The organism is Sorangium sp. So ce128, assembly GCF_051525245.1.
Taxonomy (GTDB): domain Bacteria; phylum Myxococcota_A; class Polyangia; order Polyangiales; family Polyangiaceae; genus Sorangium; species Sorangium cellulosum_B.
Genome location: NZ_CP150313.1, coordinates 11,289,964 through 11,316,498, shown reverse-complemented (window position 1 = coordinate 11,316,498; position 26,535 = coordinate 11,289,964). Strand labels below are relative to the sequence as shown.

The following is a 26,535-nucleotide window of genomic DNA, read 5'->3' as shown; positions in this document are numbered from 1 at the left end:
CCCCTTCGTCGCCCTGGCACTCACTCAGGCAGCCGGCGAGCTCCGGATCGACAGTGTCCCCCTCCAGCGACTGGAGCTGCTCGCATGTCGCGTCGACCACGCACTGCGCGCCGCACTCCGCTGCTGGATCTGCGCAGTCGAACGGAAGGGCGTCGCACACGGGAAAGCCGCATTGTTCTGCCTTGTCGCAAGCCTGATCGCACACCGTGGCGCCGCCGTCGCTGCCGCCTCCACCGTCCCCGCCGGCTCCGCTCGACGTCGCGGCCGTCGTCGAGCTGGTGCTCGCCCCCGTCGTGCTGCTCGTCGTTCCCGCGCTGCCGCTCGTTCCGCTTCCCCCGTCGCCGCCGGGGTTCTCCGTCGTCTCGCCCGAGCACGCTGCGAACGCGGCGCCCGCCGCGAGACAGAATACGAACACCAAAGAAGAAGTCCTGCTGCGCATCGCCGTTCTCCTTGGGCACGCCGCGGGTGTTCCACGTGATTGCCCCAACGGCGCGGGATCGTTCGCCTGCTTCATTCCCCCGGCAAGGTTTTTCGCCGAGGAACCCATGCCCGAACGCGCGCATCCCCGTGACAAGCTCCCGGCTCCGGCGTCGTCCACCCGAAGCCGGCCCCGGCGTCGCCCTCCGCGCCGTGGCCGCGCCCGGCACGCCACGCCGTGTTCGACGATCCCTCGCCGCCGCCTTCCCTCAGCCCGGCCCCGGCGACAGGGCCCCGAGCTCCGCGCCTTTGCGCTCCACGCCGAGCAGATCCCGCGGGGGCACCTCGCGCGGGTCGCCCTGCCCGAGCAGCATCTTCGACGACCGCTTCGGCCTGAAATCCGGGCGGCTCGGGTTCAGCTTCCACCAGCCCCGCTCGAAGATCACCCACGGCTCCTCGCCCGCGCGCACCACCTCCGCGGCGAGCCGCGCGCGCGTGATGCCCGTGATCGCCCGCGTCTCCGGCAGCGCCGCCGCCAGGCGCTTCAGGCCGTCCGGCATCCCGCCGTAGCTCACCTGGGTCACCACGTTGTTGCCCGCGTCGAACCGGTAGATGCCCGTGCTCAGCACCTCGATCGACGACGCGGCGTCGTTGACGAAGATGTTGTTCCGCAGCCGGCAGCCCCAGCTCCCGTTGCCGCACTGGAGCGCGGCCCGGCCGCTCGCGTTCATGATCACGGTATTGTTGCGGATGAGGTTGTTGCGGCAGCCCCACAGCGGGAGCGCCTCCGGGCCGCTCACCTGCTCCGGAGCGCGCGGACCGGGCTCCACGTAGGCCCGGTCGAACGGGTTCGCGTTGTCCCACTGCGCGATCCCGTGGGCGAGGTTGGCGTAAACGAGGTTGTTCTGGATCAGCGAATCCGACAGCCCGGCGAGGTTGATCGCCCCACCGCCGATGCGACCGTTGCCGTTCATCACGTTCTGCTCGATGATGAAGTTGACGCCGCGGCCGTCCGGAAACCCGTGCTCGCCGAACCTGTCCGTCGCGAGCTTCATCAACCCCGCGGCCCAGGCGCGGGTCGGCTCCATCGGCGGATAGCTCCGGAACGAGGGGTGCTTCATCACCTCCTCGAGCGACGCCTCCGGATCGAGGTTCGCCTGGAACCCGCCCGCGTTGTTGCCGAAGAACACGTTGCGACGAACCACGTAGTTGTCCGAGCCGTCGGACGCATAAGCGCCGTGCTCGCGCCCGGAGAGGGCGAACAGGTTGTCCTGCAGGAGGACCGTGTGGCTGTCGGTGGAGTGGAACCCCCACGTGTGATGGTGATGAGAGAAGTTGCCGACGATGGCGATGTGGTGCGCGAGCCTGCCGGTCTCTCCGAACGCGCCGTCCACCATGATGCCCGCGCGCGGCGTGCCCGCGCGCGGCGCGCCCGGCTCGCTGCTCCCGGCGATGTTGAAGCCATCGATCACCACGTGGTGCGCTGCCTTCAGGTAAATCATCCAGTTCGGGTCAGCGGCGCACCCCCGGCTGATCACGACCTCGCCCGGGCTCCCCATCGCCTTGAAATGGATGTACCGCTCCTGACCGGCGCTCGGCTTGTCGCCAACCGAGAACCCCGCGTACGTCCCGGGCAACACGGCGATGAGATCGCCGCCGCGCGCCGCGTCCGCCGCCTCCTGGAGCGTCGCGAACGCGCCTGTGACAGGGAGCTCCCGCGGCTCGGCCGCAGCGCCGCGCGCGTTCAGATCGAGCGCGGCCACGCGGATCGCGGCGGGGGCCGGCGCGCCGACGACGAGGACGCGCTCGTAGCGCGCCTGCAGCTTCAGCGTCTGGCGCACCCACTCGTCGGAGTCCCGCGTGGTCACGAACGGCTCGACCGCCGTGGGCGCCGGCGGCTCTGGCGCCTCGGGGGCCTTCGCCGGCGCGGGCGGCTTCTTCGCCTGCGCCGGCGGGGGCGCCGCCTCCTCGGGCGGCGGCCCCGCGACCTGGATCGTGCCGCTGCAGGCGAGCGCGGCGACCGCGACGAGCGCGCCGCCGATGCGCGCGCAGCCACGGGCCAGCTGGATGACGCTTGTCGATCCTCTCATCTCGACACTCCGGGGAAGGCCGCCCCTCCGAGGTGCGCCGCGCGTGCGGCGCTCGGCTCGGCTACCCCGGCTTACCCCAAAGCGCGCGCTTCAGCCAGACGAGCGCGCGCCTCGGCCAGGGCCCGCGCGCGCTCGGCTCGCGCCGCGCACAGCGCGCCGAGCGAGGTGCGACATCTCCTTCCAGCGGCGGCCGTCATGCAGCCGACACGTGCCCGTTTGCTTCCGTCGCTGCCCTTCCTTTGGTACGAAGAGCTCATGAAAGCGCTGCCCTCGCTCGTGAGCGTCGCTCTAGCCGGCGCCACCCTCCTCACGCTCGCGCCCGAAGCGCAGGCGAACATCAAGAATCCGAACGATCACCCCCGCTACTTCGCCGAGCTCGAGCCGCACGGGGACTTCGTCTTCATGCACCGCGACTACGGCCTGCGGCGGTACGGGCCCGGGCGCTACAACGGCTTCGGCGACCCCGAGTTCGGCGTCGGCTTCAGGGCGAGCATCGAGCTCGCCGACCCGGCGTTCATCCCGAAGCTCAACAACACTGTCGCCATCTCGTTCGGGCTGGATCTCACCAACTGCAGGTACTGCCGCCGCGACTTCACCATCTGGAGTCCGGTCACCATGCAGTGGAACTTCTTCTTCACCGATCAGTGGAGCGCGTTCGCCGATCTCGGCGCTGTCGTCCGTACCGACGGGTTCTACAACGACGTGTGGCTCGACTTCGTCACCATGGTCGGCGGCCGCTACCACTTCAACGACAACATGTCGCTCACGATGCGGATCGGTTATCCCTTCTTCAGCGTCGGCGTCTCGTTCTTCGTCGGCTGAGCCGCTCCCCGCCGGCTCTGGCCCTCTGGCGGGCTGAGCCGCCCCGGTCGCCGCCCTGCTGTCGCGCTCTCCTGGCGCATCCGGGGCCGGCGGGAGCGCACGGCCTCCGCCGCGGGCGGCATCTCGCCGGGGCGGGCGTACGGCGCGGACATCGGGCACGTGCGGACAGGGCCCGCCCTGGTTAGACTAGCCGGAGATGGTCGGCTGGTATTTCGTAGGCATCCTCGGTCTCGCCCTGCTGATGGTGGTCCACGAGGGAGGGCACTTCCTGGCCGCGCGCGCTTACGGCATGCGCGTCTTGAAGTTCTCGATCGGCTTCGGCCCCACCTTCTTCAAGGTTGTCCCGAAGGACGGGTACTACTGGTTCACGACCGCCGCGGACAAGGTCCGCGTGCGGCTCTTTCGCCACGACCCGGTGAAGCACGGCCCCACCGTGTTCCAGGTCGCCATGATCCCCTTCCTGGCGTACGTGCAGATCGCGGGGATGAACCCCCTCGAGGAGGTCGATCCCGAGGACAAGGGCAGCTACGCGAACGCGAGCCTGATGGGCCGGATCGCCGCGATCTTCGCCGGTCCGCTCGCCAATTACCTGTTCGCGTCGGTCCTCTTCTTCGCGAGCCTGATGGTGGGCGGCAAGCCCCACCGCCTGACCGACATCGGCGTGGTCGCCGGGATGCCGGCGGCGGCCAGCCTGAAGGACGGCGACCGCATCGTCGAGATCGACGGGACCCCGGTCCACGACTGGGAGAAGATGGCGGAGATCATCTCCAAGAGCCCCGGCCGTCCGCTCGACCTCGTGGTGGAGCGCGCGGGCGAGCGCGTCTCGGCCAAGGTCACGCCTGCCAACGAGAGCGGCTCGGGCAAGATCGGCGTGATCCCCGTCGGGCCGGTCCAGCGGGTGCCGGTGACCGCGAGTGAGGCCGCGCTGCTCGCGCTGAAGATGCCGCCGAAGGTCGTGCAGGACCTCGTCGTCGGGCTCGGCCAGGTCCTCACGGGCAAGATCGAGGGCGAGCTCGGGGGCCCGGCGCGGATGATCGGGGAGACCGCGCACGCGGCCAAGCGCGGCTTGCCGCACGGGCTCGAGTTCCTCGGGGTGCTCTCGGCCTACCTCGGCGCGTTCAACCTGATCCCGTTCCCCGCCCTGGACGGCGGCCGCCTGATGTTCCTGTTTTACGAGGCCGCCACGCGGCGCCGGCCGAACGCGCGCGTCGAGGCGCACATCCACCTGGTCGGCGTGTTCATGCTGCTCGGGCTGATGCTCTACGTCACCGCGAACGACTTCGGCCTCGGGTCGAAGTAGCCCTCCCTGCGTGGCGACGAGGCCGCCCGCGCGGGTTCCGGCGCCCGACGGGCGCCTCGCCCGCGCGGTGATGCGGCTCCTGCTGCGCTGCCTGCGGCTGCTCTTGCTCTGGCCGTGCGCGCGGCCGGCGTCCGCGCTGGCCGCGGCGCCGGGCGCATGGTCCGACGAGGAAGACGAGGCCGTCTTCGACGTCCCCGCGCCCCCGACGCTCCCCGGGCTCACGCTGCGCGATCCGACCTTCACCTTCGAGTACACGGCGGCCGTGATCGAGCCGGACGCGGCGAGCCGGGCGGGCGGCAAGCTCGCCTTCGCCTGGTACTCGCACGGCGAGATGGAGGTGCCGCTCGTCCCGCGCAAGTGGTTCGTCGGCGCGGTGCATGACAGCGCCGCGGCGAGCGTCCCGGGGGTCGAGCGGTCGATCCTGCTCGGGAGCCCCGAGCTGTACGGGCGCGGCGTCTGGTCGAGCGTGCGCGGGCTCGCCTCCGGCGGAGGCTTCGGCGTCGTGCTCCCGGTCCCGCGCGACGTCTCGCGCGACCAGGCCGAGGTGCTCCGGACGGCGCGCGTGGTGCGGCCGTGGGACGAGACGCGCTTCCGGGAGCTCACGCTCACGTTCCGCCCCTGGTTCGACATGCGGCACATCACCGGGCCGTTCATCTTCCAGCTCAGGCAGGGCCTCGACTGGTCGCTGCTCGTGCGCGGCCCGCGGTCCGGGGAGCGCCGCACCGACATCACGGCGCACACGGCGTTCTACTTCGGCTACCGGATCGCGAGGCCGGTCGGGGTGGGCCTGGAGCTGTGGGAGGTCTACCAGCTGACCCAGGACGTGCTGGACGACCGGCGCGCGACGTTCGCGGTCTCGCCGAGCGTCCGCTTCATCCTGTCGAACGTGCAGCCGGCGCTGAGCGTGCTCTTGCCGGTCACGACCCCGCTGCGCGGCGACGTCGCCTCGTATTACGCCGCGCGGTTCAGCGTCGGGTTCACCTTCCCGACAGGCGCTCCACGGGCTCCCCCGTGAGCGCGGCGGGCGCGCTCGCCGGGCGCGCTTCTGGCCGAAGGCGCCGAAGGCGCGGGATCGGCTTCGAGTGTGCGTGCATCCAGCGCGGGCGCTCGGTACCCTGGCCGCGTGGTCAACGCAGGATGGCTCCGGCGCGGTCTGGTTCTCGCGGCGCTACTCGGCCCGGCCGGCTGCTCGACCCAGCTCGTGAGCCTGAACGAGGGGCCTCGCGAGTACGTCGCGACGGACTACGAGAACGTGCTGCGCAGCTGGACGCGCACGGAGCACCTGTTCGCGCTCTCCGAGCTCGACAACTTCCTCACCGCCACCGCGACCTTCGAGTCGTGGGACTTCCGCTGGGCCTACGTGGTCCGCTACGCGCAGGACTACCGGCTCACGATCGAGCAGCGGCAGAAGCTGCTCGAGAAGACGCTCGAGGAGACGCGCCAGCGCCATCAGTTCTTCGTCGCGATCTTCGGGGGCGAGCGCAAGTACAACGACCTCTCGACGCCGAACAGCGCGTGGATCGTGCGGCTGATCGACGACACCGGGAACGAGACGGCGCCCGAGGAGATCGTCGCGATCGCCAAGCCGAACGCGCTCGAGCGGACCTACTTCCCGTACAACACGGTGTGGCGCCAGGCGTTCCGCATCCGCTTCCCGCGCGCGACCGCGGACGGGAAGCCGACGATCTCGCCGAGCGCGAGGTGGTTCGGGCTCCGCTTCGCCGGGGCGCAGGGCAACAGCGAGCTCGTCTGGCAGGTCAACGAGGAAGCGGAGCCCATCGATCCTGCCGAGCTGGAGCAGGGGGCCGCGCGGCCGCTGCGGCCGAAGAGCGGCGAGCTCTAGGCGGCCAGCTCTAGCTCCGCCCGCCGGGCATTCCGCCAGGGCTCGCTGACGCGCGGAGCCAGCCGAGCCCCGCGCGGCCTTGGCTCCGCGCGCCGCCTCAGCCGCGCTGAGCGTTCATCGAGACCGACTGCGCCAGGATGGAGAGCAGCTCGGGCGTGCTCTCGAACAGCTCGCGCAGCGTGGGGTGGTCGGCGAGGAGCACGAGCGCGCCGCCCCCGGCGGCGCGAGCGATCGACGGCGCCGGCTGGCCTCCGAGCAGCTCCGAGGCGAACAGGAGCTCGCCGGGCCTCGCGGTGCCTGCGATCTCCTGCGATCGCTCCGCGACCAGCTCCAGCGCGCCGGCGCCGATGATCACGAGCCCGGGGATGGGGTTGCCGGCGTGGACGAGGTGCTCGCCGGGCGCCAGGCCGCGCAGCCGGAGCCGACCGAGGACGCGGCGCAGCAGCGCATCTTCGAGCTCGCCCAGCGGCCCCATCGTGGCGCCTGCGAGCGACTGGATCCGGTCTGCGACGGTGCGCAGCTCGTCGAGCACCCAGGGGCAGCTGCGGAGCGCGTGATCGATGGTCGCCTGGTCCCAGATCGCCACCCGCGCGCCGTCCGCGCCGGCGACGACGCGCAGGGGGATGCCTTCCTCGAGCGTCCCTCGGGACGGCACGAGCGTCCGCGTCGCGGCGCGCTCGGCGGGGATATCGACGATGTTCGCGCACACGGCGGGGTTCCCGCGCAGGACCAGCGCCGCCCCGTCGACGGTGAGCTCCTCGTCGGACGAGAGGTCTTCCACGCGCGCTGCGAGCGCGAGCTCGTCGTGCATCTCCTCGGGCAGGTCCGCGAACGCCTCGATCTGCTCCAGGTCGCGGCCGGTGAGGGCCGCGGCGTTGGCGGCTGGCGCGGCGCTGGCCGCGCCGGGCCGCGGCAGATCCGGCGCGATCTCCGGTGCGAGGTCGAGGGCCGCGAGCGCCTCCGTCTCCGGTGGCGCGCTGGGCGGCGCGTCGAGCGCCATCGCGGCGAGGTCGGCGCTCTCGCCTGCGGCCGACCGCCGCCCCTCGACTGCGGGCGCATCCACGCGCGGCGCCGCGCCGAGATCGGGGAGGGCCTCGACCGAGGCCGGCGCGCGGGCGTCGGTGGCGGACGCAGGCCGCGGCGCGGCGGCGGGCGCCTGGGCCGGGGGCTCCTCGACGAGCGCGAGGTCCGCGTCGTCGAGCAGCTCTTCCACGGGTTCCGGCGCGGGCTCGCCCGAGGCTTCATCGAGCGCGCGCGGGCGCGGCGCCTGGACCTCGGCGCCGTGGGGCGCGGGCTCGCCGCGGGACGGGGTGGCCGTCGTCTGCAGGTCGTCGTCCTGCTCCGCTGCCTGTGGCGAAGGCGGAGGGGTGGCGAGCCGGCTCGACATCGGCGCTTCGAGGTCGCTGTCAGAGAGCTCGATGACGATCGTCCCCTCGATCGTCGACTCCGCGGGCGACGCGTCTGCGCTCGCAGGGGGCTCGATGTTTGCGCCGTCGCTCGCGGAATTTGCGGTGCCCTTCGCGGGAACGCTGTCGGCCGAGGCCCCGAGGTGTCCTGGGGGTTCGTTTCCGGTGGGCGTCGCCGGGCGGGCGCGCGCCGCCGCAGGCGTCGGGGGCGCGGGAGGTCGCGCGGAGATCGGCTTCCGCTTGAGCGTCAGATCGAGCGGCGCTGCCGAGGTGATGACCTCGTCTTCCTCTTCGTCGCCCGGCTGTGGCGTCGAGGGATGCCTGCGGGCCACGAGGTACGTGTCGCCGTTCGACGTGATGATCTCCTGGGGAGGCCGCGGCGGCGCGGCTGGCTCCGCGTCCTCGGACCAGGGGTCGAGGATCGGCTCGCGCGGCCTGCGTTTGGAGCTGATCGCTCCCTGTGCGGGCGCGGCCGTGCCTGTGCGGGCAGGGGTGGGCGTCGGGGCCTCAGCCTCGACGACGATCTCGCCGATGTCGTCGCTGGGCGCGTGCTCGTCGGCGGGGGCTGGAGGGCTCGGGGCCTGGTGCGACGCCGATGTCTGGAGCGAAGCCGCTGCGGCCAGAGGTGCGGCGGATACCGGCAACGATGGCGCGGCGGGCTGCGCGGGCGGCGGCACGGACGCCGGCGATGGCGCGGCGGGCGGCGGGCCGGCGGGTGATGGCGTGGCGGACGCCGAGACAGACAGCGGTGGCGCAGCAGGCGATGGCGGCGGCGCGGCGAGCGGCGGCACGGCAGGTGATGGCGGTGGCGCGGCGGCCCCCGAGGGCGCATCGGGAGGCGCAGCAGGCGGCGCGACCGGCATCGACGAGGCCAGCGGCGGCGCAGCGGGCGGCGGAAGCGCGCCGGGCGGCGGTGTCGCGGAGGTCAGCGTGGGCGGCGGCGGCGTCGGGGGAGGCAGAGCCTGCGGGTGTGGCGGCGTGCTGATCGGCGGCTGCGGCGGCGCGAAAGACGGCGGCGACACCGGCGGGGGGAGCACCTGCGGGTGTGCAAGCACGCCAGCTGACGGCGCAGCGGGTGTCGGCACGGCGGGCGGAGGCGGAGGCTGCGGGCGCGGAGGTTGAAAAGACGGCGGATGCGGAACTGCCGCAGGCTGCGGGCGCGGGGGCGCAAAAGGCGGCGGGTGCGACGCGGGTGGAGACCCGAACGTGGGCGGAGGCGGCGCGGGTGGAGGCCCGAACGACGGCGGAGGCGGCGCTGGCGGAGGTCCGAACGACGGCGGGTGCGACGCGGGTGGAGGCCCGAACGACGGCGGGGGCGGCGCTGGCGGAAGTCCGAGGGACGCCGGATGCGGCGCTGGCGGAGGTCTGAACGACGGCGGGCGCGACGCGGGCGCGGCGCCTCCTGTCGCCGGCGGCTGCGGCTCCGCGATGAGGCTCGGCAGCGGTGGAGCAGGTAGAGGTACCGCCGGAAGCGCCGACGGAGGTCGCGGTGCCGCGGGCGGTGGCTCGCTCATGGAGCGTATCCCGGCGGGGCGCGGGGGCTGCAGGGGGCTCATCGCGGGGTCGGACCGGCCGCGCTCCGGCGATGGAGGTAGGGCAGACTGCAGCTCCTGCGGCGTGGGCACGGAGGCAGGGCGAGGGGGGATCGATGACGGCCGCCGCGATGCTCCCCGCGGTACGGCCGGCGGTGGTATCGGGGCGGGCGGTCGCGCGCTCGGTGTCTTCACCTGCGCTGTCACCAGAAGCGGGTCCGTGGTGAGCTGCTGCCGGAACGACGGAACCCCCGGCGCGGGAGGCAGCGGCGGAATGGCGTTCGCCATGGGGGCGGGCAGCGCAGCCGCCGGCGGTGGCTGACTCCGGTACATCGCGCCGGCCTGGACGTTGGGCGCAGCCGTCGGCGGTGCGGAGGGCGCGGCCGACGGCGCCAGCGGTTGCGCGTGCGGTGGGTCGAGCCGCTGCGGGTACGCGGCGGGCGGCGGCTGTGAGCGCGACACGGCAGGCGGAGCCGCCGGCGCGAAGGGCGGCGGCTGCGAGCGCGACACGGCAGGCGGAGCCGCCGGCGCGAAGGGCGGCGGCTGCGAGCGCGACACGGGCGGAGCCGCCGGCGCGAAGGGCGGCGGCTGCGAGCGCGACACGGCAGGTGGAGCCGCCGGCGCGAAGGGCGGCGACGGCGGCTGAACGGGCGGCGCAGCCTGCGGGAAGGCACCGCCGGGAGGCTGCTGCGTCGGCCGCTGCGCCATCGGCGGCGTGGGGGGCGACGTGCTGCCTTGCGCATGGCCGGGCGGCGCGGGGGGGAACGGCGCGATCGGTCGTGCTCCGGCGCCCTGCCCGCCCTCTGCGCCCGGGCTGAGCGGCGGCGACGGCCGGGACGACCCCGTCAGTCGCTCTGCTTCGGCCGCCAGCTCCGGCTGCGAGAGCGGTTCGAACATGTCGATCTCGATCGAGGGCATCGAGGCGCGCAGCTCCTGGGTGAGCGACATGCGGCGGCGCCAGGTCTGCTCGTCCGACGGCGGCGCCTCGTCAGAGGACGGGGGCGGCGCGTCGCCTTCGCTGTCGATGGTCTCCAGGAGATCGGGATCGCTCGGCTGCCCGACCTCCGAGGCCATGACCTCCTCGAGCGCCGTCACGCACAGCCCGAGCTCCGAGGCGCGGAACGGCTGCCCGGCCGACCCGGCGGCGTCGGCCGCGCGTCGCAGCCACACGATAGCGTCGCGCCGCTCGCCGCGCGCCCACAGCGCGCTTGCCGTGGAGATCCCCCACACGACATCTTCATCGTCATTCGGGTGAGGTTCGGGGAGGGCGACCACGCGGTTCGCCATGAGCAACACCACCTATCACAGGCCCCACTGCGGCCGTTTACCCCATGGTACCGAGCGAGCCGACGTCCCGGATCGGGCGTCGCGCGAGCCCCGCGGCGCGGAAAGCCGCGCCACCCAGGAGCTTAGCCGCGCTCGCTACGGCACGTACAAATTACGGTACGGATGTCGCTTTTAGCGCTCACCTCGCCATCGTTGCCCGTCAGGTGCCCGTCAGGTGCCCGTCAGAACCCGGTGCTGGCACACATTCGCGACGCGAACGCGGATCCAAGGCAACGCTCCGACGTGAATTCGACGTGGCCCGACGTATAAGGAGCGAACCCCGCGTGCGCCTGCAAAGCGCCCGGCCAGGGGGCCTGGCGGATCCTGGTTGAGAACGGGGCACGCGCGGGTGCGTCCGCGGCCCGTGCAATGACGCCGGGTCAGGTGGAGCGCCGTCCACCGATGCGCCGCGGCCGGCAGCCCAGGACCGCCGCGCGACGGCACATCTCCTCGACACCATCCCGCGATGCGGCCTCTCCGGGCATGCGTCTCGCGAGCCAGCCGATGAGCGTCAGCCCCGCTGCGCGGGCGTCTGCGGGCATCGTCCCGTCGTTCAGGAGGCTCGCGATCTGGGCGATCAGACGCGTGCGCGTTTCCTCGGGCGCCATCCTGGGTGCTCCATGAAGCATTCGAACGGGAAAGTCAAAAGAACCGCCATGCCGGCGCGCAGCCCCGTCGGCGGGCACCTCGACGCTGTGTGCTCCTCGACATCCCGTCTGTCCCGCTTGCCTGGGTCGGCGGCGTGCCAACACCCTCTGTGCAGTGGCGTCAAGATAAATCACATAGGGTCAAATCGGCGCGATCAGCACCTCGCGATCCTTGGCGCCGTTCGCGGGCCCGACGAGCCCGCGCTTCTCCATCGCCTCGACCAGCTTGGCCGCGCGGTTGTAGCCGACGCCGAGCTTGCGCTGCAGCCACGAGGTCGAGCAGCGCCGGGTGTCGGCCACGATGCGAACCGCGGCGTCGTACATCGGATCGGCCTCCGCGTCGGACGTGTCGGGCTCCTCGCCCTCGTCGTCTCGGGGCCGGAGGATCGCCTCGTCGTAGACGGGCTCGCCCTGGAGCCGGAGGAAGTCGGTGATCTTCTGGACCTCCTCCTCCGAGCAGAACGGGCACTGGACGCGGCGCGTATCGTTCGAGCCGTTCATCTTGATCAGCATGTCGCCGCGGCCGAGCAGGTGCTCCGCGCCCTGCTCGTCGAGGATCGTCCGGCTATCCACCTTCTGCGCGACACGGAAGGCGATGCGCGTCGGGAAGTTCGCCTTGATCATGCCGGTGATCACGTCGACGCTCGGCCGCTGCGTCGCGAGGATCACGTGCATGCCGGCGGCGCGCGCCTTCTGCGCGAGGCGGGCCACGCTCGCCTCCACGTCCTTGCCTTGCTGCATCATGAGGTCGGCGAACTCGTCGACCACGATCACGATGAACGGGATCTTCTCCGGCAGCGCCGCGTCCGACCCGTCCTTCGCCGCGTCGATCTCCACCTCGAGCCCGTCGGCGCCGACGGCGCTCACCTTGGCCGGGGGCTTCGGCGGGCGCGCCTCGCCGCGCTGCACGCGCTCGACCCAGGCGTTGTAGGTCGTGATGTTCTTCGTCCCCGCGTTCGCGAAGAGCTGGTACCGGCGCTCCATCTCGTCGACGGCCCACTTGAGCGCGTTCGCCGCCTGCTTCATGTCCGTCACGACCGGCAGGAGCAGGTGCGGGATGCGGTCGAAGGGCGCGAGCTCGACGACCTTGGGATCGATCATCAGCAGCCTGAGCTCCTCCGGCGTCTTGCGGAAGAGCAGGCTCACCAGCATCACGTTGAGGCCCACGCTCTTGCCCGCGCCGGTCGCGCCCGCGACGATGACGTGCGGCATCGACGCGAGGTCGGCGAAGTACGGCGTCCCGATGATGTCGCGGCCGAGCACGCACGGAAGCGGCGCCTTCATCTCCATGAAGCGGCGATCCTCGACGAGCTCGCGCAGGTTGACGGGCAGGCGGTGCTCGTTCGGGATCTCGAAGCCGATCCGGTTCTTGCCGGGGATGGGGGCGACGATGCGGACCTTGCGCGAGAGGCCGAGCGCGAGGTCGTCCGCGAGGCCTGCGACCTTCGACACCTTGGTGCCGGCGGCGGGCGAGACCTCGAACGTCGTGACGGTCGGCCCCGGGTGGATCTCCTCGACCTTCCCGCTGACGCCGTAGTCGGCGAGCGTCTTCTCGAGGAGCTGCGCGGTCGCCTTCAGCTGATCCGCGTCGAGCTGCAGGCGCCCGCCCGCGGCCGCCTCGAGCATGTCCGTCAGCGGCAGGCGGAAGCCCGCTCCGGCCGCCGGGACGACCTTCACCGCGGCCGGCTTCTCGCTGACGAGCTCGCGGCTCGTATCGACGATGGTCGGGTCGCGCGGCGCGACCCCGCGAGCCCGCTCCGGGCCGATGGCGGGCGAGGGCTCGCGGTGGGCCACCGCGGCGTCCGGCGTGCGCGCGGGCAGCTCGCGATGAGCCGCCGCGGCGTCCGGCGCGCGCGCGGGCAGCTCGCGATGAGCCGCCGCGGCGTCCGGCGCGCGCGCGGGCAGCTCGCGATGAGCCGCCGCGGCGTCCGGCGCGCGCGCGGGCAGCTCACGCGCGGGCAGCTCGCGCACCGGCAGCTCGCGCCGGTGGCGCACGGGCAGGATGGGCGACGGTGTCGGCACGTCGACCTCGTCCGGTTCTCCGAGGGCGGTCACCATCTCGTCGTCACCCGGGTCGAGCGCCGCGAGCGCCACCGGCTCGTCCTCGTCGAGGTCGCCCTGCTCCTCGTCGAGGTCGCCCTGCTCCTCGTCGAGGTTGCCCTCCTCCTCGTCGATGTGCGCCTCGCCTCCGAACGGCGGCTCTTCGCTGTCCTCCTGGGCGGCGGCGCCGCGCGGCGCCGCGGGAGGCGCGGCGCGACGTCGTGCTGCTCGGCGCTGCGTTCCCTCGCGCGGCTCGGCAGCGCGCTGCGCCCGGCCGCGCGGCTCGGCGCCGTGCGACAACGCCTCGCGCGGCTCGTCGTCCCGCTGCGCTGCCTCGCTGGGCTCGGCGCCGCGGGTCACCACCTCGTGCGTCTCACCGCCGTGGATCACCAGCTCGTGCGGCTCGGCGCCGTGGGTCACCACCTCGTGCGCCTCCCCGCCGTGGATCTCCACCTCGCGCGGCTCAGCGTCGTGCGGCTCTGCCCCGCGCGGCTCCGCGCCCAGATGCGCCGCTTCGCGCGGCTCCTTGGCCTGCGCCTTCCGCCCGCGCCGCGGCTTCGCCGGGGCGGCCGGCTCCTCGGGGGACGCGTCGAACGGCGCGCTCTTCCAGAGATCGAGCGCCGGCGCCTCGACGGGCGCCGGCTCGACGGGCGTTGCCCTGGCGGCGGGATCGGAGGGCCGCTCGTCGGTGTCGTCGGCGAGCGCGGCGATGATCGCGTCCGGACTCGAGTTGCGCGCGATGATCGGCGGCGCGTTCTGCGTCTTGGCCTCGGTCTGCCGCTCCAGGTCGCGCGCCGCGGCCCACGCCCCGAAGAGCGCGCGCGCCCAGCCGGCGACGCGCACGGCGATGGCGATCGCGAGCTGCTCGGCCCGGTGCGCGAGCTCGATGAACGAGAACGTCGCGCGGCCCATCAGGATGAGCGCGACGATGGTGAGCCCGATGATGTAGGACCCGATGTTCGAGAAGAGCGCGCGCAGCACCTCCCCGAACAGCTCGCCCACGGCCCCGCCGAGCGGCATCGCGCCGAACGCGACCGCGCGCGGGAACGCGACGTGCGCGAGCGCCGCGAGCACGATGACCACCACGATGTCGCCGCTCAGCCGGAACAGGCTGGCGATCGAGCGCTTCGCCCCCAGGAGCGGCATCGCGAGCAGCGCGAGCTCGAGCGGGACGAACCACGCGATGACGCCGATCGCCTCGATCGACGTCCCGGCGAGCGCAGCGCCCACGGGCCCCACCCAGTCGTCGCCGGAGACCTCCGGCCGCAGCGGATCCCCGCGAAAGGACGCGAGCGCCAGCGCGCTGTACAGGGCGGAGACCAGCAGAACCAGCGCCGCCGCATCCCGGGTGTAGCCATGGCCCGGCGGCGCAGCAGGACCCGCGATCCCTGCTGGGCTGGTCCGCGCGGCGCCGCGCGCGCCGGACCGCAAGGGCTCGCCAAGGCCGGCGGCGGGCTGGGCACGGCGAGGAGCGAACAAGGGGACGTGCATACCTACCTGTACCTACTTTGCTCACATATGCGCACTTCGCTCCGGGGGCAAGAAGTATGGGAGGACTGCAAGAAGTGGAAGAGACCGGAAGCGGCGGGACGGGCAAGGAAGGGGCGAGGCGGCGTGAGCGCCGCCAAGCGCCGCGCGCCTGAGCTCGCCGGGAGGGCGAAACGCAGCCGCTTCCGGGCTGCGTAGGCGAGGGGGAGGGAGCCGGGAGGGTGGGGATCGCCGGCCGACGGCGCGCTGGAGTTCTGGCCAGATTTCGCGCAGACTTTGAAAAGGCTCCTCTCTATCCCGGCCTTGAAATTCTTTCAAACAGAGCGCTGCGGGCGGTACCATCCCGACCCTCCTGGGACGTGCATGGAAACTGTCGAACGAGCAGGGCGGCGCGTCGGCGCTGCGGGCCTTCTTTTGCTGTGCCTCGCGACCGCGGGCGCAGGGCTCGCGACGAGCGGGTGCCGCGTCAACGAGAACGACATCCACCGGTGGGAGACCACGGCGCACGGCCCGGACAAGCTCAGGGCGGTGCTGTTTCACGATAAGTACGACAGCTCGCTCCGCGTCGAGGCGGCCACCTCGCTCATCCGCATGAAGCCGCGGCAGGGCCGGCGCGTGGGCATCGGCATCATGGTCGAGACCCTCGCGACCATGGCGCCGGAGGCCCGGCAATCCATCGTGGCGGCGCTCGTGCCGTCGATCATCGCCGAGCTGAGGAAGCCGCCGCCCGTCGCGCAGCCAGGGCAGCCGCTCCCTCAGGACACGTCGTTCCCTTACAAGGACGCGGCGTACGCCATGCTCACGTCGGATCGGACCGTGATCATCGCGGACGAGGGGCTGAAGGAGGGGCTCAAGGCCGCCCTCATCGACTGGGCGATGGCGGACTTCGAGCACCGGCTCGAGGACCGCTCGCAGGCCTACGGGATGGAGCAGCTCCTGCGCTTCATCGGCCCCGCCGCGGTGGCCGGCCTGCCGAAGCTGATGACCCGCGAGGCGAAGCGGCTCGACCAGCTGGCCTCGCTCGTGGCCGAGTACGGCGACCCGCCGACGAAGGAGGCCGCCTCGGCGAACCTGGTCGCCATCGCCAGGTTCGTCACCTCCGGCGAGTGGACCGCCGTCAAGAAGCCCGAGCTCCAGGCGGCGAACGCCGCGTCGAAGCTCGCGCCGACCGAGAAGCAGTTCGAGGCGCAGCTCGCGCAGTACCAGGAGGAGGAGCTGTTCCGGGTCTTCGGGTCGATGAAGAAGCTCGGCGGCCGGCCGTCGGTGGACTTCCTCCTCGGGTTCGCAGCGAACAAGGAGCAGCCGGAGAAGCGCCGCCAGGCCGCCCTCGCCGCGCTCGAAGGCCGGCTCGATCGCAACAACCCGAGCGACATCCAGCGCATCCTCGAGATCGCGACCGCGGACGCGCCCGACGCGGTGCTCGACCAGGCCTTCCGCCGCGTCGGCGAGATGCCGCGCGAGCTCGTCGTCGAGAAGCTCTACGGCCTCTTCAAGACCGACAAGTGGAAGATCCGCCGCGCCGCCGCCGCGACCATCCTGAAGATGTCGACGGCGAAGCACATCGACGAGTTCATGAGCAGGCTCCCCGACGGCAAGGACAGCAAGGGGTTCGCCATGCCGGAGGCGCTCACGTACGGCGCCGCGCTCGGCGACCTGAAGGAGGGCTCGCCCGTCGAGGCGCTGAAGAAGCACTTCACCGCGGGGCCGGCGGCGGTGCGGACGAGCGCGATCGCCTACTACTTCACGTTCGGCACGGCGGCCGATCTCCCGGCGGTCAAGCCGCTCGAGGGCGACACCACGCGCGTGCCGGTCTGCGAGGCCGACCCGGACTGCAAGTGGGCGTGCGAGGTGCAGAAAGAGGGATCGACCGAGCGCGAGCTCAGGGACGTGAAGACCGTCGGCGAGTTCGTTCAGTACTGCATCGAGCCGGCCATGCAGGACAGGAAGCCGGAGCTCGAGAAGGGCGAGAAGAAGTGACGCGCTTCTTCGTCCGCCGCGCGCGTCACGCGCGGCCCAGAGCCGTCAGCTGCTTGCAGGGAAGAGGCCGGGAGGAGGCTTCCCAGCGCAATTCATCCTCCATTATCGTTGGGTAGAGATGAGCGCGGATCCGAACAAGAAAAGCGCACGGACGTTCCAGTGTCGCGATGTCCTTTGGGAGACGTTCGAGCAGATGGCGCGCGAGCTCGAGTGCTCCATCGACTACCTCATCAACGAGTCGATGAAGCAGTACGCGCGGCAGCGAAGCTACAGCCCGCGCACGCCGTTCCCGCCGCCCGCCAGGGGCGACGCGGTGCCCCCCTCCGGGCACATGGCGGTCCCGCACGCTCATCAGGCCAGCGCGCCACCTCCCCTCGCGACGCCCCAGCCGCCAGGGCTGGCGACGTCCGGCTCGGCGCCGCCCCTGGGAGGCTTGCAGCAGCAGCCGGCAGCCGGGATGCCCTACGGCGCCTCGGCGCCTGCGTATGGCGCGCCGTCGCCGCAGTACGGCGTGGCGCCCGTCGGGCCAGGGCCGACGCCGGTCCCGGCGATCACGCCGCCTCCTCCGCCTCCGGGGCAGGTCCGTCCGGGCGCGCCGCCGCCGCCGCCGCCGCCCCCCGGCAGCAGCAACGCGGGCGGCAAGCGGCCCAGCCTGCCCGTGCCGCCGCCCGTCCCGGGTCGCGTCGGCGGCCCGCCGCCTCCGCCGACCAGCGTGACGCGCCTCGGCGCGCCGCCGCCGCTCCCGTCGCAGGCCACGAACCCCGGCGGGCGCCAGAGCCTCCCGGGCGCCTCGGTGAGCCGCTCGGGGCCGCCGCCGCCGCTGAGCAACGCCGCCGGTTACGCCTCGCCGATGGGACCGCCGGTGGCGCCGCCCCTCGCGCCTCCGCTGTCGCCGCCGCCGTATGTCGCTCCGCCGCAGGCCTCCAGCAGCGTGCCGGGTCCGCCGCCGATGGCCATGGGGATGCCGAACCAGGTCCCCGTCGGCCCGACGCTCGCCGCGTTCTACGCGGGGCAGCGGTTCGTGGTGAACAAGGATCGGTTCATCATCGGGCGCGGCAAGCAGTCGAGCGACCTGACGATCAAGGACCCGAACGTGTCGCGCCAGCACGCCATGGTCGAGTTCCTGAACGGCCAGTACTACATGGTCGACATGGGCTCGACGAACGGCGTCGAGTACAACGGCCAGCGCATCGCCCGGAAGGCCATCGTCGAGGGCGATCTCTTCCGGATCTGCGATCACGAAGTGCGCTTCTCCTACCGCTGAACCCGCCGGCCGCGGGCGCGCAGGCGGGAGTTTGGCTGGAGCGCAGGCGAGGGCTTAGGATCTCGCCGCAGGATGACGAAGCGTGAAGGCGCCGAGGCCGGCTCGCAGGAACGGCGGCGCGGCGCGCTGCGACGAGCGCGCCGCGGCGCGCTGCGCGGCGGCGCCGCGGCGGTCGGCCTAGGCGTGGCGATCTGGGGCGGAGCGGTCCTCGCTTCGCAGCTGCCGCCGTGGGTCTCCGCGGGCGACACGCCGCTGCCGGCGTGGGTCAGGAGCGCGCGCGTGCTCAAGCGCGACCAGCCGCTGTTCGACGCCCCCGGCGAGGGCGCGCGCCGGCGCGGCTCCGTCGATCGCAATGTGCAGCTGCCCCTCTTTGCGGCCAGGCGCGCCGGCGGATGCCTCGGGCGCTGGCTCGAGGTGGGCGCCGCGGCCTGGGTCTGCGACGACGCCGTCGAGCTCTCCGCCGCGGGTCCGATCAGCCCGCTGGTGCGGACGTGGCGCGAGATGCCCGATGGGCTCCCTTACCGCTACTACTTCGTCGGCCCCGACGGGACCTTCGGCTATCGGCGGGCCGAGGCGGCCGACATCGACGCGCCGGACGCGCAGCTCGAGCCTGGCTTCGCGGTGGCGATCGTCGAGGAGCGGATCGAGGGAGGCGCCCGGTACGGCCGCACGAACAGCGGCTTCTGGTTGCCGATGCGAGATCTCGGTCCAGTGCGCGCGTTCGCGTTCCACGGGGTGGACGTCGCGCCGGGCGCCGCGCAGATCGCGACCGCGTGGGTCGTGTCGGAGCGGGCTCCGCTCTACACGCGGACGGAGGCGGGCTTCACGCGGACCGAGGAGAGCAAGGTGCGGTTCGAGGTGGTCCCCTACCTGGAGGAGGCGCAGGGCGCCTCGGGGAAGCTCGCGCGCATCGCGGAGGGCGACGTCGCGGCGTGGATCTCGACCCGCGATCTCCGGCGCCCCTCGGTGGCGCCGCCGCCCGAGGTCGACGTCGAGGCGGGTGAGCGCTGGATCGACGTCGAGCGCTCGACGCAGACGCTGGTGGCCTACGAAGGGCCTCGCCCCGTGTTCGCGACGCTCGTCTCGACCGGCAAGGGCGCGCCCGGGTCGCAGCGCGCCACGCCCGCCGGCACCTTCCGGATCTGGGCCAAGCTGCTCACCTCGGACATGGACAACCTCGAGGACGAGGCCGCCGAGCGGTACTACCGGATGGAGGACGTCCCCTACGTCCAGTACTTCTCGAAGGGGATCGGGCTGCACGGCGCGTTCTGGCATCGCTCGTTCGGTCAGGTGCGGAGCCATGGCTGCGTGAACCTGGCTCCGCTCGATGCGCAGCGGCTGTTCTGGTGGACGTCGCCCCGGCTCCCCGCCGGCTGGACGGCCGTCCTCCCCACGGCGCACGAGCCGGGCACCGTCGTGCGCGTGAGGTAGCGGCAGGCGCGAGGCCCGTCAGGGGGTAGCGAGGAGGGGGCGGGAAGGAGCAGCGGAGCCGGGCCCGGTGGCGCGGCGAGCGCTGGCTCAGGGGGCGATCTTGCCCTGGAGGAAGAACGCGATGACCCAGGAGAGGAGCACGAGCGACTCGATGAGCGCCAGGCCGAGGATCATCGGGGTCTGGATCCGGGCAGCGGCGCCCGGGTTCCGGGAGATGCCCTCCAGGGCGGCGGCTGCCGCGCGCCCCTGGCCCATGGTGCCGCCGAGGGCAGCGATGCCGATCGCGAATCCGGCAGCGACGGCGAGCCACGAGTTCGCGTCGTACTTGTTCGACGCCGCGCCATCCTGCGCCAGCGCCATAGCGGGAACCAGTACCAGCGCAGTGCCGACAACGGCGGACAGCGACAGCTTGCTCTTCAGCGACATCCGAATCTGCTCCTTTCAAGCCACACAGCCCGCGGGGCTGCATGCGAAACATCTGCCTGGGTCGGGGGCCGCGGGGCGGTCCCCCATCGAGATCCGGGGATCGCTCCAGGGACCTCTGCTACTGCTCGGCAGGGGCCGCGCTTCCGCGATCCACCACCGTTGTGGGGCAACCCATCGACAGCGGGGCCCCTCTAATCCGATTTTCGAGGGCTGGCTAGCCTTCTCTTCACCTCCAGCGCCATTCTCCGCGGCGCCGGTGGGCGGCTGACCAGGCGGTCAGGCGAAGCGGTCAGTGGTGGTCTGCCTTCTCGGTCGCGAGCCCGATGTAGATGCAGCTCAGCAGGCAGAACACCAGCGTCTGCACGACGATGACGATGATCGCCAGGAACATCAGGGGCACCGGGACGAACAGCGCGACGAGCCCCAGGAAGATGCTCGCCACGAGGTGATCGACGCCGATGTTGAGCATGAGCCGGATCGAGAGCGTGACCGGGCGGACGCAGGTGGAGATGACCTCGATGGGGAAGATGAGCGGCGCCAGGTACCACTTCGGCCCGGCGAGGTGAGCGAGGTAGCTCCAGCCGTTCTCCTTCAGCCCGTAGTAATTGAACAGGACGAACACCACGACCGCGCACCCGATCGTGATGTTCAGGTTCGAGGTCGGCGGGTTCACTCCCGGGATGAGCGCCGACGCGTTCGAGAAGAAGATGAACGCGGCCGAGCCCCCGATGAGCGGGAAGTACCGCTTCGCGTTCGCGGGCCCCATCACGTCCCGGGCCATCCCGTAGAAGTAGCCGAAGAACGCCTCGAAGAACGTGCGCAGCGTGAGCTTGTCCTCCGGGATCACGGACTCGTTCAGGCGCCGGTACTGGCCGCGGACCTCGCTGGCGAGGAACACGAACAGCACCATGATCAGAAGGCTCATGAAGATCGGCTCGGTCCCGCGGTAGTCCACGGTGTGGTGACCGATGAACGTCTTGCCGATGTTGCGAGCGTTCTCCCGGAGTCCGGGGAGCTGCGCCAGGAGGTACGTGAGGAACCCTGTGTGCTCAGGCATGGCTTTCGTCGTCGATGCGCCGCGCCGGCAGCCGCGCGGCAGTGCCGGCACGGCCGCGAGCGCTGGCGCGCCTTGTGGGAGTTCGCCCTCGATCGAGGGGCCTCGCCTCTACCACAACTCGTTTACGGTGGGCACCCTGCAGCGCTCCAAGTCTCCTCACGCCGCGCGGGTCGCTCCCGGAGGCCGGTTCCGGCAGGAGCTCAGCCGTGAGCGCCCGGCGGGCTTCCGTCCGCCGGGGGCTTCGGTCCGAACAGCGTCCCCAGGGTGATGCCGACGACGAGCGAGGCGTAGCCGACCATCAAGGCGACGCCCGAGACCACGTCGCTCTTCAGGAGGAGCCACACGCCGCCCATCAGGCCGAGCAGCTTGATCATCGCGATCAGCGTCCACGACACCGTGTGGCCCCGGCGCGAGAGGAACGCGTCGACGATGCGCGCGAAGACGTACAGGTTCACCGTCGCGATGGCGCCTCCGATGCACACGCCGAGCGCCGCGCGCGCGCCGTACGCGAGCAGCGCGGCCACGGACAGGACCGCGGCCGTGCCGGCGACCCAGCGGAGCACAGACCGCATGGTGGCGTCCCCGACGCCGGGCCTCTCCTCCGCGTCGGGCTCCTCGTGCGGCGGATCGCTGCCGGGCGCCCCCGGCCTTCGCTCAGCGCTCATCGTTCCCCTTCGCGTCCTGCAGCCCGTCGGGATCGCGGACCTCGTCGCTCGAGTCTGTCCGGCGGTCGTCGCCCGGCGCGCGCTCGTCCTGCCGCGCCTTCCGGTCGTCGAACCTCGGCGCAGGGTTCCCCTGCTCGCGCTCCTCGCGCTCGGCCACGGCCTGCATTTCCTTCCACGCCCGGAAGACCGCCTTGCCGGCGGCGCCGAGCCCGAAGAAGAACCAGAGCACCGAGAGGTACGGATCGGTCCCGAGCTTCCCGTCGAGCCAGCGGCCGATGAACAGGCCGACCAGGATGCACAGCACCACCTCGAGACCGACGGTCCCGTAGCTTCCGACGGCCTTCCAGTCCTGCTTCATCAGGGGATCCGATCACCGGGCAGTACGTGGGTGCCTCCGGTCGCGATTACAAGCGGTCCCGGACGGGGTCAACCGCCGTCCGGCGTCGCCGCTCGATCGGCACCCACCGCGCACCGCCTGTCGTCCTACCGTCGCGCGACCAGCGCCTCGAGCGAGGAACGCATCTCCCGCGCGGCCTTGCCGCGGTGGCTCACGAGGTTCTTCTCGGCCTCGCCGAGCTCGGCCATCGTCCGTCCGTAGTCCTCCACGACGAACAGCGGATCATATCCGAAGCCGCCCGCGCCCCTGGGCTGCCTGCCGATCCACCCCTCGCAGCGCCCTTCGGTCACGATGGGCTGCGCCTCGGACCGCGGATCGAGCAGCACCATCACGCAGCGGAAGCGCGCTCGGCGCCGGTCGTCCGCGACGTCCGCGAGCGCCGCGAGCAGGGCCTCGTTGTTCTCCGCGTCGGTCGCGCCCTCCCTCGCGAAGCGGGCGGACCGGACGCCCGGTCGTCCGCCGAGCGCGTCCACCTCGAGCCCCGAGTCCTCGGCGAGCGTCACCATCGCCGACCGGAGCGCCCCGGCGCGCACCTTGAGGAGCGCGTTGTCCAGGAACGTCGCGCCGTCCTCGACCACCGGCGGCGCGCCCGGCAGCACGTCCGCCAGCGAGAGCACCTCGATCGGGAGGTCGGAGAGCAACGAGCGCAGCTCCACGAGCTTTCCTCGGTTCGAGGTCGCGGCGAGCAGGCGCAGCGGCTCTCGGCTCACGCGACCCTCCAGCGATCCGTCTGGAAGAGCGCGGAGAGGTCGACGCCGGCGCTCGACAGCGCCCGGTGCTGCGCGCTCGCGAGCGACGCCACGCCCGCGAGCGCGAGGTCGGTCATGCGATCGAGCTCCGCCCGGGGGATGGCCTCGTCCTCGGCCGTCGCCTGGACCTCGACGATCGAGCCGACCGCCGTCGCCACGACGTTCATGTCGACGCGCGCCGAGCTGTCCTCGGTGTAGACGAGGTCGAGCGCGAGCCCGCCCGGGAGGTGGCCCACGCTGATCGCCGCCACCTGATCGCGGAGCACCGGCGCCTCGAGCGATCCGGCCGCGCGCATCCGGTCGAGCGCCAGCGCGAGCGCCACGAAGCCGGCGGTGATCGACGCGGTCCTCGTGCCCCCGTCCGCCTCGAGGACGTCGCAGTCGATCGCGATCGTCTGCTCGCCGAGCTGCTTGAGATCGATCGCCGCCCGGAGCGCGCGGCCGATGAGCCGCTGGATCTCCTGCGTGCGCCCGCTCGGGGCCTTGCCCCGCCCGTCGCGCGGCTCCCTGCGGGCTGGGCTCGATCGCGGGTGCATCTGGTACTCGGCCGTGAGCCAGCCCGCGCCCTTGCCCATCATCCAGGCGGGCACGGTGGGCTCGACCGACGCCGTGCAGAGCACGACCGTCCTCCCGGCGCGGTAGAGGACGGATCCCTCTGCGTTGCGGTGGAACCCGAGGATCATCTCCACGGGGCGGTGGACATCGAGGGCGCGGCCGTCAGGGCGATTCACGGGGCCGCCTTAGCACACTTCGCGCGTCGCGCGGGCTCGCCTCGCGGCGGCGCGCGGCCTCGCGCCGCTACATCCCGAACCAGGGACCCGGGTCGATCACCTCGGCGCCGCGCCTCAGCTCGAAGTAGAGGTTCGCGCCATTCGGTCCGCTCGCGACCGTGCCCACCCGCGCCCCGCCCGGGAGCTGATCGCCGGCGCGCACGTCCGCGGCGCCGAGGTTCGCGTACACCGAGTAGAGCCGCTCGCCGTGATCGACGATCACGGTGAGCCCGTAGTCCGCGTAGGTGTCGGCGAAGGCCACCCGCCCCGCGGCCACGCTGCGGACCGGCGCGCCGTCCAGCGCGGTGAGCTCGACGCCAGGGCCGCCGGCGCCGCGGCGCGACACCTTGCGCACCTCCGCGCGGCCGGCGATCGGGAAGGGGAGCCGCCCCATGAGCGAGCGGAAGCCGGCGCGGCGATCGAGCTCGGCGGGCCCGGTGTCCGCGCCGTAGATCGCGAGGTAGTCGGGGCGCACGCTCGTCTCGAACGCGCGCGAGAACGCGGCGCGGCGCTCCTCCTCCTGGGCCAGCGCGACCCGGGCGCGGTTCATCGCCTCGCGGTGCACCTCGAGGGGCGCGCGCTCCGCTCCGAGGTGCGTGAGCCGGTCCGCGAGCTCGGCGCTGCGCCGGGTCAGCTCCGCCTCGCGGGCGAGGTCGCGCTCGAGGGCGAGCCGGGTGCGCTCCACGCGGGCGGCGTGGTCCACCAGCGCGTCGAACCCGCCGCCCACCGGGAGGAAGCCGGCGCGGACGTGGCGGTAGTACGCGCGCCCGCGCGCGATCATCCGGCGGCGGGTGAGCTCCAGCGCGGGGCCGATCGTGTCGAGCTCCGCGCGCAGCGCCTTCTCCTCGGCGTCGAGCTTCGCGAGCAGGCGATCGAGATCGTTCTCGGCCAGCGCGGAGCCCGGGCGCGCCGCCGGGGCCCTGGCCGCCCAGGCGGACGTGGGCGCCGGGGCGCCCGGCGCCGGCACCTCGGCGCCGCTCGTCGCGGCGCCGGTGAGGAGCGCCAGCGCGAGCGGCGCGAGCCGGATGCGGCGCCTCACACGGCCACCATCTTGCGCAGCGTGAGCAGCGCGGTCGTGGCGCCGAGCGCGGCCCCGAGGGTGACCATCCCGAACGCGACCTCCCACGGCAGGAACGACGGCGAGACGCCGAGCAGGTTGGCGAGCTCGTGATCGAAGCGGCCGCGCACCATCATGAACAGGGCGCCCAGCACGAGCAACGCGCCGGCCGCGCCGGCGGCGCCCTGCGTGGCGCCCTCGACGATGAACGGCCGGCGCACGAAGCCGTCGGTCGCGCCGACCAGCTTCAGCACCTCGACCTCGATCTTCCGGCGATGCAAGAGCAGGCGCATCGTCGAGCCGATGACGCTCACGACGGCGCAGAGGACGATCGCGGCGAGGCACGCGCTCGCGGCGACGCCGCCGCTGAGGAGGGACGACAGCCGCTCCGTCCAGCGCTGGTACGTCTCCACCGTGTCCACGGCCGGCAGGGCGCGCAGCTTCACCGTCATCGAGGCGAGCGCCTCGTCGGAGACCTCCTCGGTGAAGCCGACCTCGAGCGACGCGGGGAACGCGCTCGGCGGAAGCGCGGCGAGGGCCTTGTCGCCGTCGTCGTGCACCACCTCGCGGCGCGCCTCGGCGCTCGTCACGAGCCGCACCTTCTTGACGCCCTCGGTGCCCTCGAGCGCGCGGGTGAGCTCTGCGGTCTGCGCCTCGGTCGCGCTGTCGCGCAGGTAGACCGTGGCGCGGCCGGCGCGCGACCAGCGATCGCGCACCGCCACGAGGTTCGTGACCACGAGGAGGGCCGACGCGAGGCAGACGAACGCGACCGCGAGCGAGAAGATCGACAGCGCCTGCAGCCGCCAATCGCTCCTCCCTGCCCGCCAGGTGCGAAGCCATCTCCGCCGATCGTCACGCTCGCTGGTCTGCATCCGGTTCCCTCTATCCGTCTCGTGAGGCGGAGCCCTCGGCGCTACGCCGCGCCGCGCACGCCGCTATCCATCTCGTCCTCGTCGCCGTCCGCGAGCTCGCCGCCGGACCCGAGGCCGTGCGGTACGTCGGTCGCCTTCCCGTCGTCGAGCACGACCACGCGCCGGGGGCGCACGTCGAGCAGCGTCCGATCGTGCGTCGCGAACAGGACGGTCGTGCCGGTCTCGTGGATGTCCTCGAACAGGCCGAGCAGATCGATCGCGAGCTGCGGGTCGAGGTTGCCGGTCGGCTCGTCCGCGAGGATCAGCGTCGGCTCCCCGACGATCGCCCGCGCGATCGAGACGCGCTGCTGCTCGCCGCCGCTCAGCACCTGCGCCCGGTCGCCGCCGCGCCCCGCCAGGCCGACGCGCTCGAGCGCCTCGCCGACCCGGGTCCGGAGCAGGCGCGACGGGAGGCCGAGCACCTCCAGCGTGATGGCCACGTTGTCGAACACGGTCCAGCTCGGGACCAGCTTGAAATCCTGGAAGACGAAGCCGATGTTGCGCCGGAGCGCGGGGATCGACGCGTCGGTCAGGCGCGCGATGTCCCGGCCGAGGAAGAGGATCCGGCCATCGTCGACGCGCTCGGTGCGGTGCACGAGCCGGAGGAGCGTGCTCTTGCCCGAGCCGCTCGGGCCCGTGATGAACACGAACTCGCCGCGCTCGATCGAGAGCGACATCCCGCGCAGCACCGGCTGATCGGCGCGGTACGACTTGTAGACGTCCTCGAAGACGAGGATCGGCCGGCGCGCGGCGGACGCGTCGTAGCGGTGTCCGGGCCGGAGCGCCGGACGAAATGAGCCTTGCAGAGGGGGCGCCGCCATCGGAGCCTTCACCTATCAGCCTGCTCGCACACGGAAAACTTTTCGGCCGACGCTCGGGCGAGCGCCCTCTGCGGGTCGCCTTTTTCGGCCTCCCGCTGG

23 protein-coding genes are annotated in these 26,535 nt (G+C 72.6%); 10 read left to right on the top strand and 13 right to left on the bottom strand.

What is annotated here, in order from left to right:
- Positions 1–686 precede the first annotated feature (686 nt).
- Positions 687–2,507: a right-handed parallel beta-helix repeat-containing protein gene (locus WME82_RS42925; RefSeq protein WP_438040021.1), complete on the bottom strand. Its 1,821-nt coding sequence runs from the start codon at positions 2,505–2,507 to the stop codon at positions 687–689.
- Between the two features lie 255 nt (positions 2,508–2,762).
- Here WME82_RS42925 and WME82_RS42920 point away from each other — a divergent pair, with 255 nt between their 5' ends.
- The 4 genes from WME82_RS42920 to WME82_RS42905 all read left to right on the top strand — a co-directional run bounded on the left by WME82_RS42920 (position 2,763) and on the right by WME82_RS42905 (position 6,472).
- Positions 2,763–3,329, top strand: coding sequence for a hypothetical protein (locus WME82_RS42920; protein ID WP_438040020.1), 567 nt, complete (start codon positions 2,763–2,765; stop codon positions 3,327–3,329).
- 196 nt (positions 3,330–3,525) lie between these two features.
- Entirely contained in the window at positions 3,526–4,629 is a 1,104-nt protein-coding gene (locus WME82_RS42915) for a M50 family metallopeptidase (protein WP_437854236.1), read from the top strand.
- A gap of 10 nt (positions 4,630–4,639) precedes the next feature.
- A complete protein-coding gene (locus tag WME82_RS42910; RefSeq protein WP_438040019.1) occupies positions 4,640–5,644 on the top strand; it encodes a hypothetical protein in 1,005 nt (334 codons plus the stop codon).
- Between the two features lie 108 nt (positions 5,645–5,752).
- A complete protein-coding gene (locus WME82_RS42905) occupies positions 5,753–6,472 on the top strand; it encodes a hypothetical protein (RefSeq protein WP_438040018.1) in 720 nt (239 codons plus the stop codon).
- Between the two features lie 97 nt (positions 6,473–6,569).
- On the opposite strand, the gene WME82_RS42900 is transcribed toward WME82_RS42905, so the two are convergent.
- Positions 6,570–8,210, bottom strand: coding sequence for a cyclic nucleotide-binding domain-containing protein (locus WME82_RS42900; RefSeq protein WP_438040017.1), 1,641 nt, complete (start codon positions 8,208–8,210; stop codon positions 6,570–6,572).
- 199 nt (positions 8,211–8,409) lie between these two features.
- Here WME82_RS42900 and WME82_RS42895 point away from each other — a divergent pair, with 199 nt between their 5' ends.
- The 3 genes from WME82_RS42895 to WME82_RS42885 all read left to right on the top strand — a co-directional run bounded on the left by WME82_RS42895 (position 8,410) and on the right by WME82_RS42885 (position 10,665).
- Positions 8,410–9,000 (top strand): hypothetical protein, encoded by a 591-nt coding sequence (locus WME82_RS42895; protein WP_438040016.1) that lies wholly within the window; start codon positions 8,410–8,412, stop codon positions 8,998–9,000.
- Positions 9,001–9,759: 759 nt separating this feature from the next.
- On the top strand, positions 9,760–10,056 hold the full coding sequence (locus WME82_RS42890) for a hypothetical protein (RefSeq protein ID WP_438040015.1): 297 nt from the start codon (positions 9,760–9,762) through the stop codon (positions 10,054–10,056).
- A 249-nt stretch (positions 10,057–10,305) separates the two neighbouring features.
- On the top strand, positions 10,306–10,665 hold the full coding sequence (locus WME82_RS42885) for a hypothetical protein (protein WP_438040014.1): 360 nt from the start codon (positions 10,306–10,308) through the stop codon (positions 10,663–10,665).
- Positions 10,666–11,116: 451 nt separating this feature from the next.
- Here WME82_RS42885 and WME82_RS42880 read toward each other — a convergent pair whose 3' ends face one another.
- Positions 11,117–11,344, bottom strand: coding sequence for a hypothetical protein (locus WME82_RS42880; RefSeq protein WP_162144043.1), 228 nt, complete (start codon positions 11,342–11,344; stop codon positions 11,117–11,119).
- Positions 11,345–11,524: 180 nt separating this feature from the next.
- Positions 11,525–14,914 (bottom strand): DNA translocase FtsK 4TM domain-containing protein, encoded by a 3,390-nt coding sequence (locus tag WME82_RS42875; protein WP_438040013.1) that lies wholly within the window; start codon positions 14,912–14,914, stop codon positions 11,525–11,527.
- 360 nt (positions 14,915–15,274) lie between these two features.
- Between WME82_RS42875 and WME82_RS42870 the strand changes: the two genes are divergently transcribed.
- The 3 genes from WME82_RS42870 to WME82_RS42860 all read left to right on the top strand — a co-directional run bounded on the left by WME82_RS42870 (position 15,275) and on the right by WME82_RS42860 (position 19,583).
- Complete coding sequence (locus WME82_RS42870) at positions 15,275–16,888, top strand: hypothetical protein (RefSeq protein ID WP_437742290.1); 1,614 nt, start codon at positions 15,275–15,277, stop codon at positions 16,886–16,888.
- Between the two features lie 193 nt (positions 16,889–17,081).
- On the top strand, positions 17,082–18,152 hold the full coding sequence (locus WME82_RS42865; RefSeq protein WP_438040012.1) for an FHA domain-containing protein: 1,071 nt from the start codon (positions 17,082–17,084) through the stop codon (positions 18,150–18,152).
- Between the two features lie 72 nt (positions 18,153–18,224).
- The gene (locus WME82_RS42860) at positions 18,225–19,583 is read left to right on the top strand and encodes a L,D-transpeptidase (protein WP_438040011.1); all 1,359 of its coding nucleotides are present in this window, start codon (positions 18,225–18,227) and stop codon (positions 19,581–19,583) included.
- 87 nt (positions 19,584–19,670) lie between these two features.
- On the opposite strand, the gene WME82_RS42855 is transcribed toward WME82_RS42860, so the two are convergent.
- From WME82_RS42855 to WME82_RS42815, 9 genes are all read right to left on the bottom strand, one after another.
- The gene (locus WME82_RS42855; protein WP_012240589.1) at positions 19,671–20,009 is read right to left on the bottom strand and encodes an ATP synthase F0 subunit C; all 339 of its coding nucleotides are present in this window, start codon (positions 20,007–20,009) and stop codon (positions 19,671–19,673) included.
- A gap of 289 nt (positions 20,010–20,298) precedes the next feature.
- Positions 20,299–21,066, bottom strand: a complete 768-nt coding sequence (gene atpB, locus WME82_RS42850) for a F0F1 ATP synthase subunit A (RefSeq protein ID WP_437854220.1) — start codon at positions 21,064–21,066, stop codon at positions 20,299–20,301.
- 200 nt (positions 21,067–21,266) lie between these two features.
- A complete protein-coding gene (locus WME82_RS42845) occupies positions 21,267–21,731 on the bottom strand; it encodes an ATP synthase subunit I (RefSeq protein WP_437742286.1) in 465 nt (154 codons plus the stop codon).
- The gene (locus tag WME82_RS42840) at positions 21,721–22,089 is read right to left on the bottom strand and encodes an AtpZ/AtpI family protein (RefSeq protein WP_438040010.1); all 369 of its coding nucleotides are present in this window, start codon (positions 22,087–22,089) and stop codon (positions 21,721–21,723) included. Before WME82_RS42840 ends, WME82_RS42845 begins: the two co-directional genes overlap by 11 nt.
- A 125-nt stretch (positions 22,090–22,214) precedes the next feature.
- On the bottom strand, positions 22,215–22,838 hold the full coding sequence (gene rdgB, locus WME82_RS42835) for an RdgB/HAM1 family non-canonical purine NTP pyrophosphatase (protein ID WP_438040009.1): 624 nt from the start codon (positions 22,836–22,838) through the stop codon (positions 22,215–22,217).
- Positions 22,835–23,608 (bottom strand): ribonuclease PH, encoded by a 774-nt coding sequence (gene rph, locus WME82_RS42830; RefSeq protein ID WP_437527822.1) that lies wholly within the window; start codon positions 23,606–23,608, stop codon positions 22,835–22,837. Before rph ends, rdgB begins: the two co-directional genes overlap by 4 nt.
- Before the next feature lie 67 nt (positions 23,609–23,675).
- Positions 23,676–24,686: a murein hydrolase activator EnvC family protein gene (locus tag WME82_RS42825; RefSeq protein ID WP_438040008.1), complete on the bottom strand. Its 1,011-nt coding sequence runs from the start codon at positions 24,684–24,686 to the stop codon at positions 23,676–23,678.
- On the bottom strand, positions 24,683–25,576 hold the full coding sequence (locus WME82_RS42820) for a cell division protein FtsX (RefSeq protein WP_437854212.1): 894 nt from the start codon (positions 25,574–25,576) through the stop codon (positions 24,683–24,685). Before WME82_RS42820 ends, WME82_RS42825 begins: the two co-directional genes overlap by 4 nt.
- A 41-nt stretch (positions 25,577–25,617) precedes the next feature.
- Entirely contained in the window at positions 25,618–26,436 is an 819-nt protein-coding gene (locus WME82_RS42815) for a cell division ATP-binding protein FtsE (protein WP_012240581.1), read from the bottom strand.
- Between the last annotated feature and the right edge of the window lie 99 nt (positions 26,437–26,535).

Coding starts and splice junctions, on each gene's coding strand:
- WME82_RS42845 (WP_437742286.1), bottom strand. CDS start 21,731: ATGAGCGCTGAGCGAAGGCCGGGGGCGCCCGGCAGCGATCCGCCGCAC.
- WME82_RS42865 (WP_438040012.1), top strand. CDS start 17,082: ATGGCGCGCGAGCTCGAGTGCTCCATCGACTACCTCATCAACGAGTCG.
- WME82_RS42885 (WP_438040014.1), top strand. CDS start 10,306: ATGTCGATCTCGATCGAGGGCATCGAGGCGCGCAGCTCCTGGGTGAGC.
- WME82_RS42880 (WP_162144043.1), bottom strand. CDS start 11,344: ATGGCGCCCGAGGAAACGCGCACGCGTCTGATCGCCCAGATCGCGAGC.
- WME82_RS42920 (WP_438040020.1), top strand. CDS start 2,763: ATGAAAGCGCTGCCCTCGCTCGTGAGCGTCGCTCTAGCCGGCGCCACC.
- WME82_RS42895 (WP_438040016.1), top strand. CDS start 8,410: ATGTCGTCGCTGGGCGCGTGCTCGTCGGCGGGGGCTGGAGGGCTCGGG.
- WME82_RS42855 (WP_012240589.1), bottom strand. CDS start 20,009: ATGTCGCTGAAGAGCAAGCTGTCGCTGTCCGCCGTTGTCGGCACTGCG.
- WME82_RS42815 (WP_012240581.1), bottom strand. CDS start 26,436: ATGGCGGCGCCCCCTCTGCAAGGCTCATTTCGTCCGGCGCTCCGGCCC.
- WME82_RS42875 (WP_438040013.1), bottom strand. CDS start 14,914: ATGCACGTCCCCTTGTTCGCTCCTCGCCGTGCCCAGCCCGCCGCCGGC.
- WME82_RS42925 (WP_438040021.1), bottom strand. CDS start 2,507: ATGAGAGGATCGACAAGCGTCATCCAGCTGGCCCGTGGCTGCGCGCGC.
- WME82_RS42870 (WP_437742290.1), top strand. CDS start 15,275: ATGGAAACTGTCGAACGAGCAGGGCGGCGCGTCGGCGCTGCGGGCCTT.
- WME82_RS42840 (WP_438040010.1), bottom strand. CDS start 22,089: ATGAAGCAGGACTGGAAGGCCGTCGGAAGCTACGGGACCGTCGGTCTC.
- atpB (WP_437854220.1), bottom strand. CDS start 21,066: ATGCCTGAGCACACAGGGTTCCTCACGTACCTCCTGGCGCAGCTCCCC.
- WME82_RS42820 (WP_437854212.1), bottom strand. CDS start 25,576: ATGCAGACCAGCGAGCGTGACGATCGGCGGAGATGGCTTCGCACCTGG.
- WME82_RS42915 (WP_437854236.1), top strand. CDS start 3,526: ATGGTCGGCTGGTATTTCGTAGGCATCCTCGGTCTCGCCCTGCTGATG.
- WME82_RS42860 (WP_438040011.1), top strand. CDS start 18,225: ATGACGAAGCGTGAAGGCGCCGAGGCCGGCTCGCAGGAACGGCGGCGC.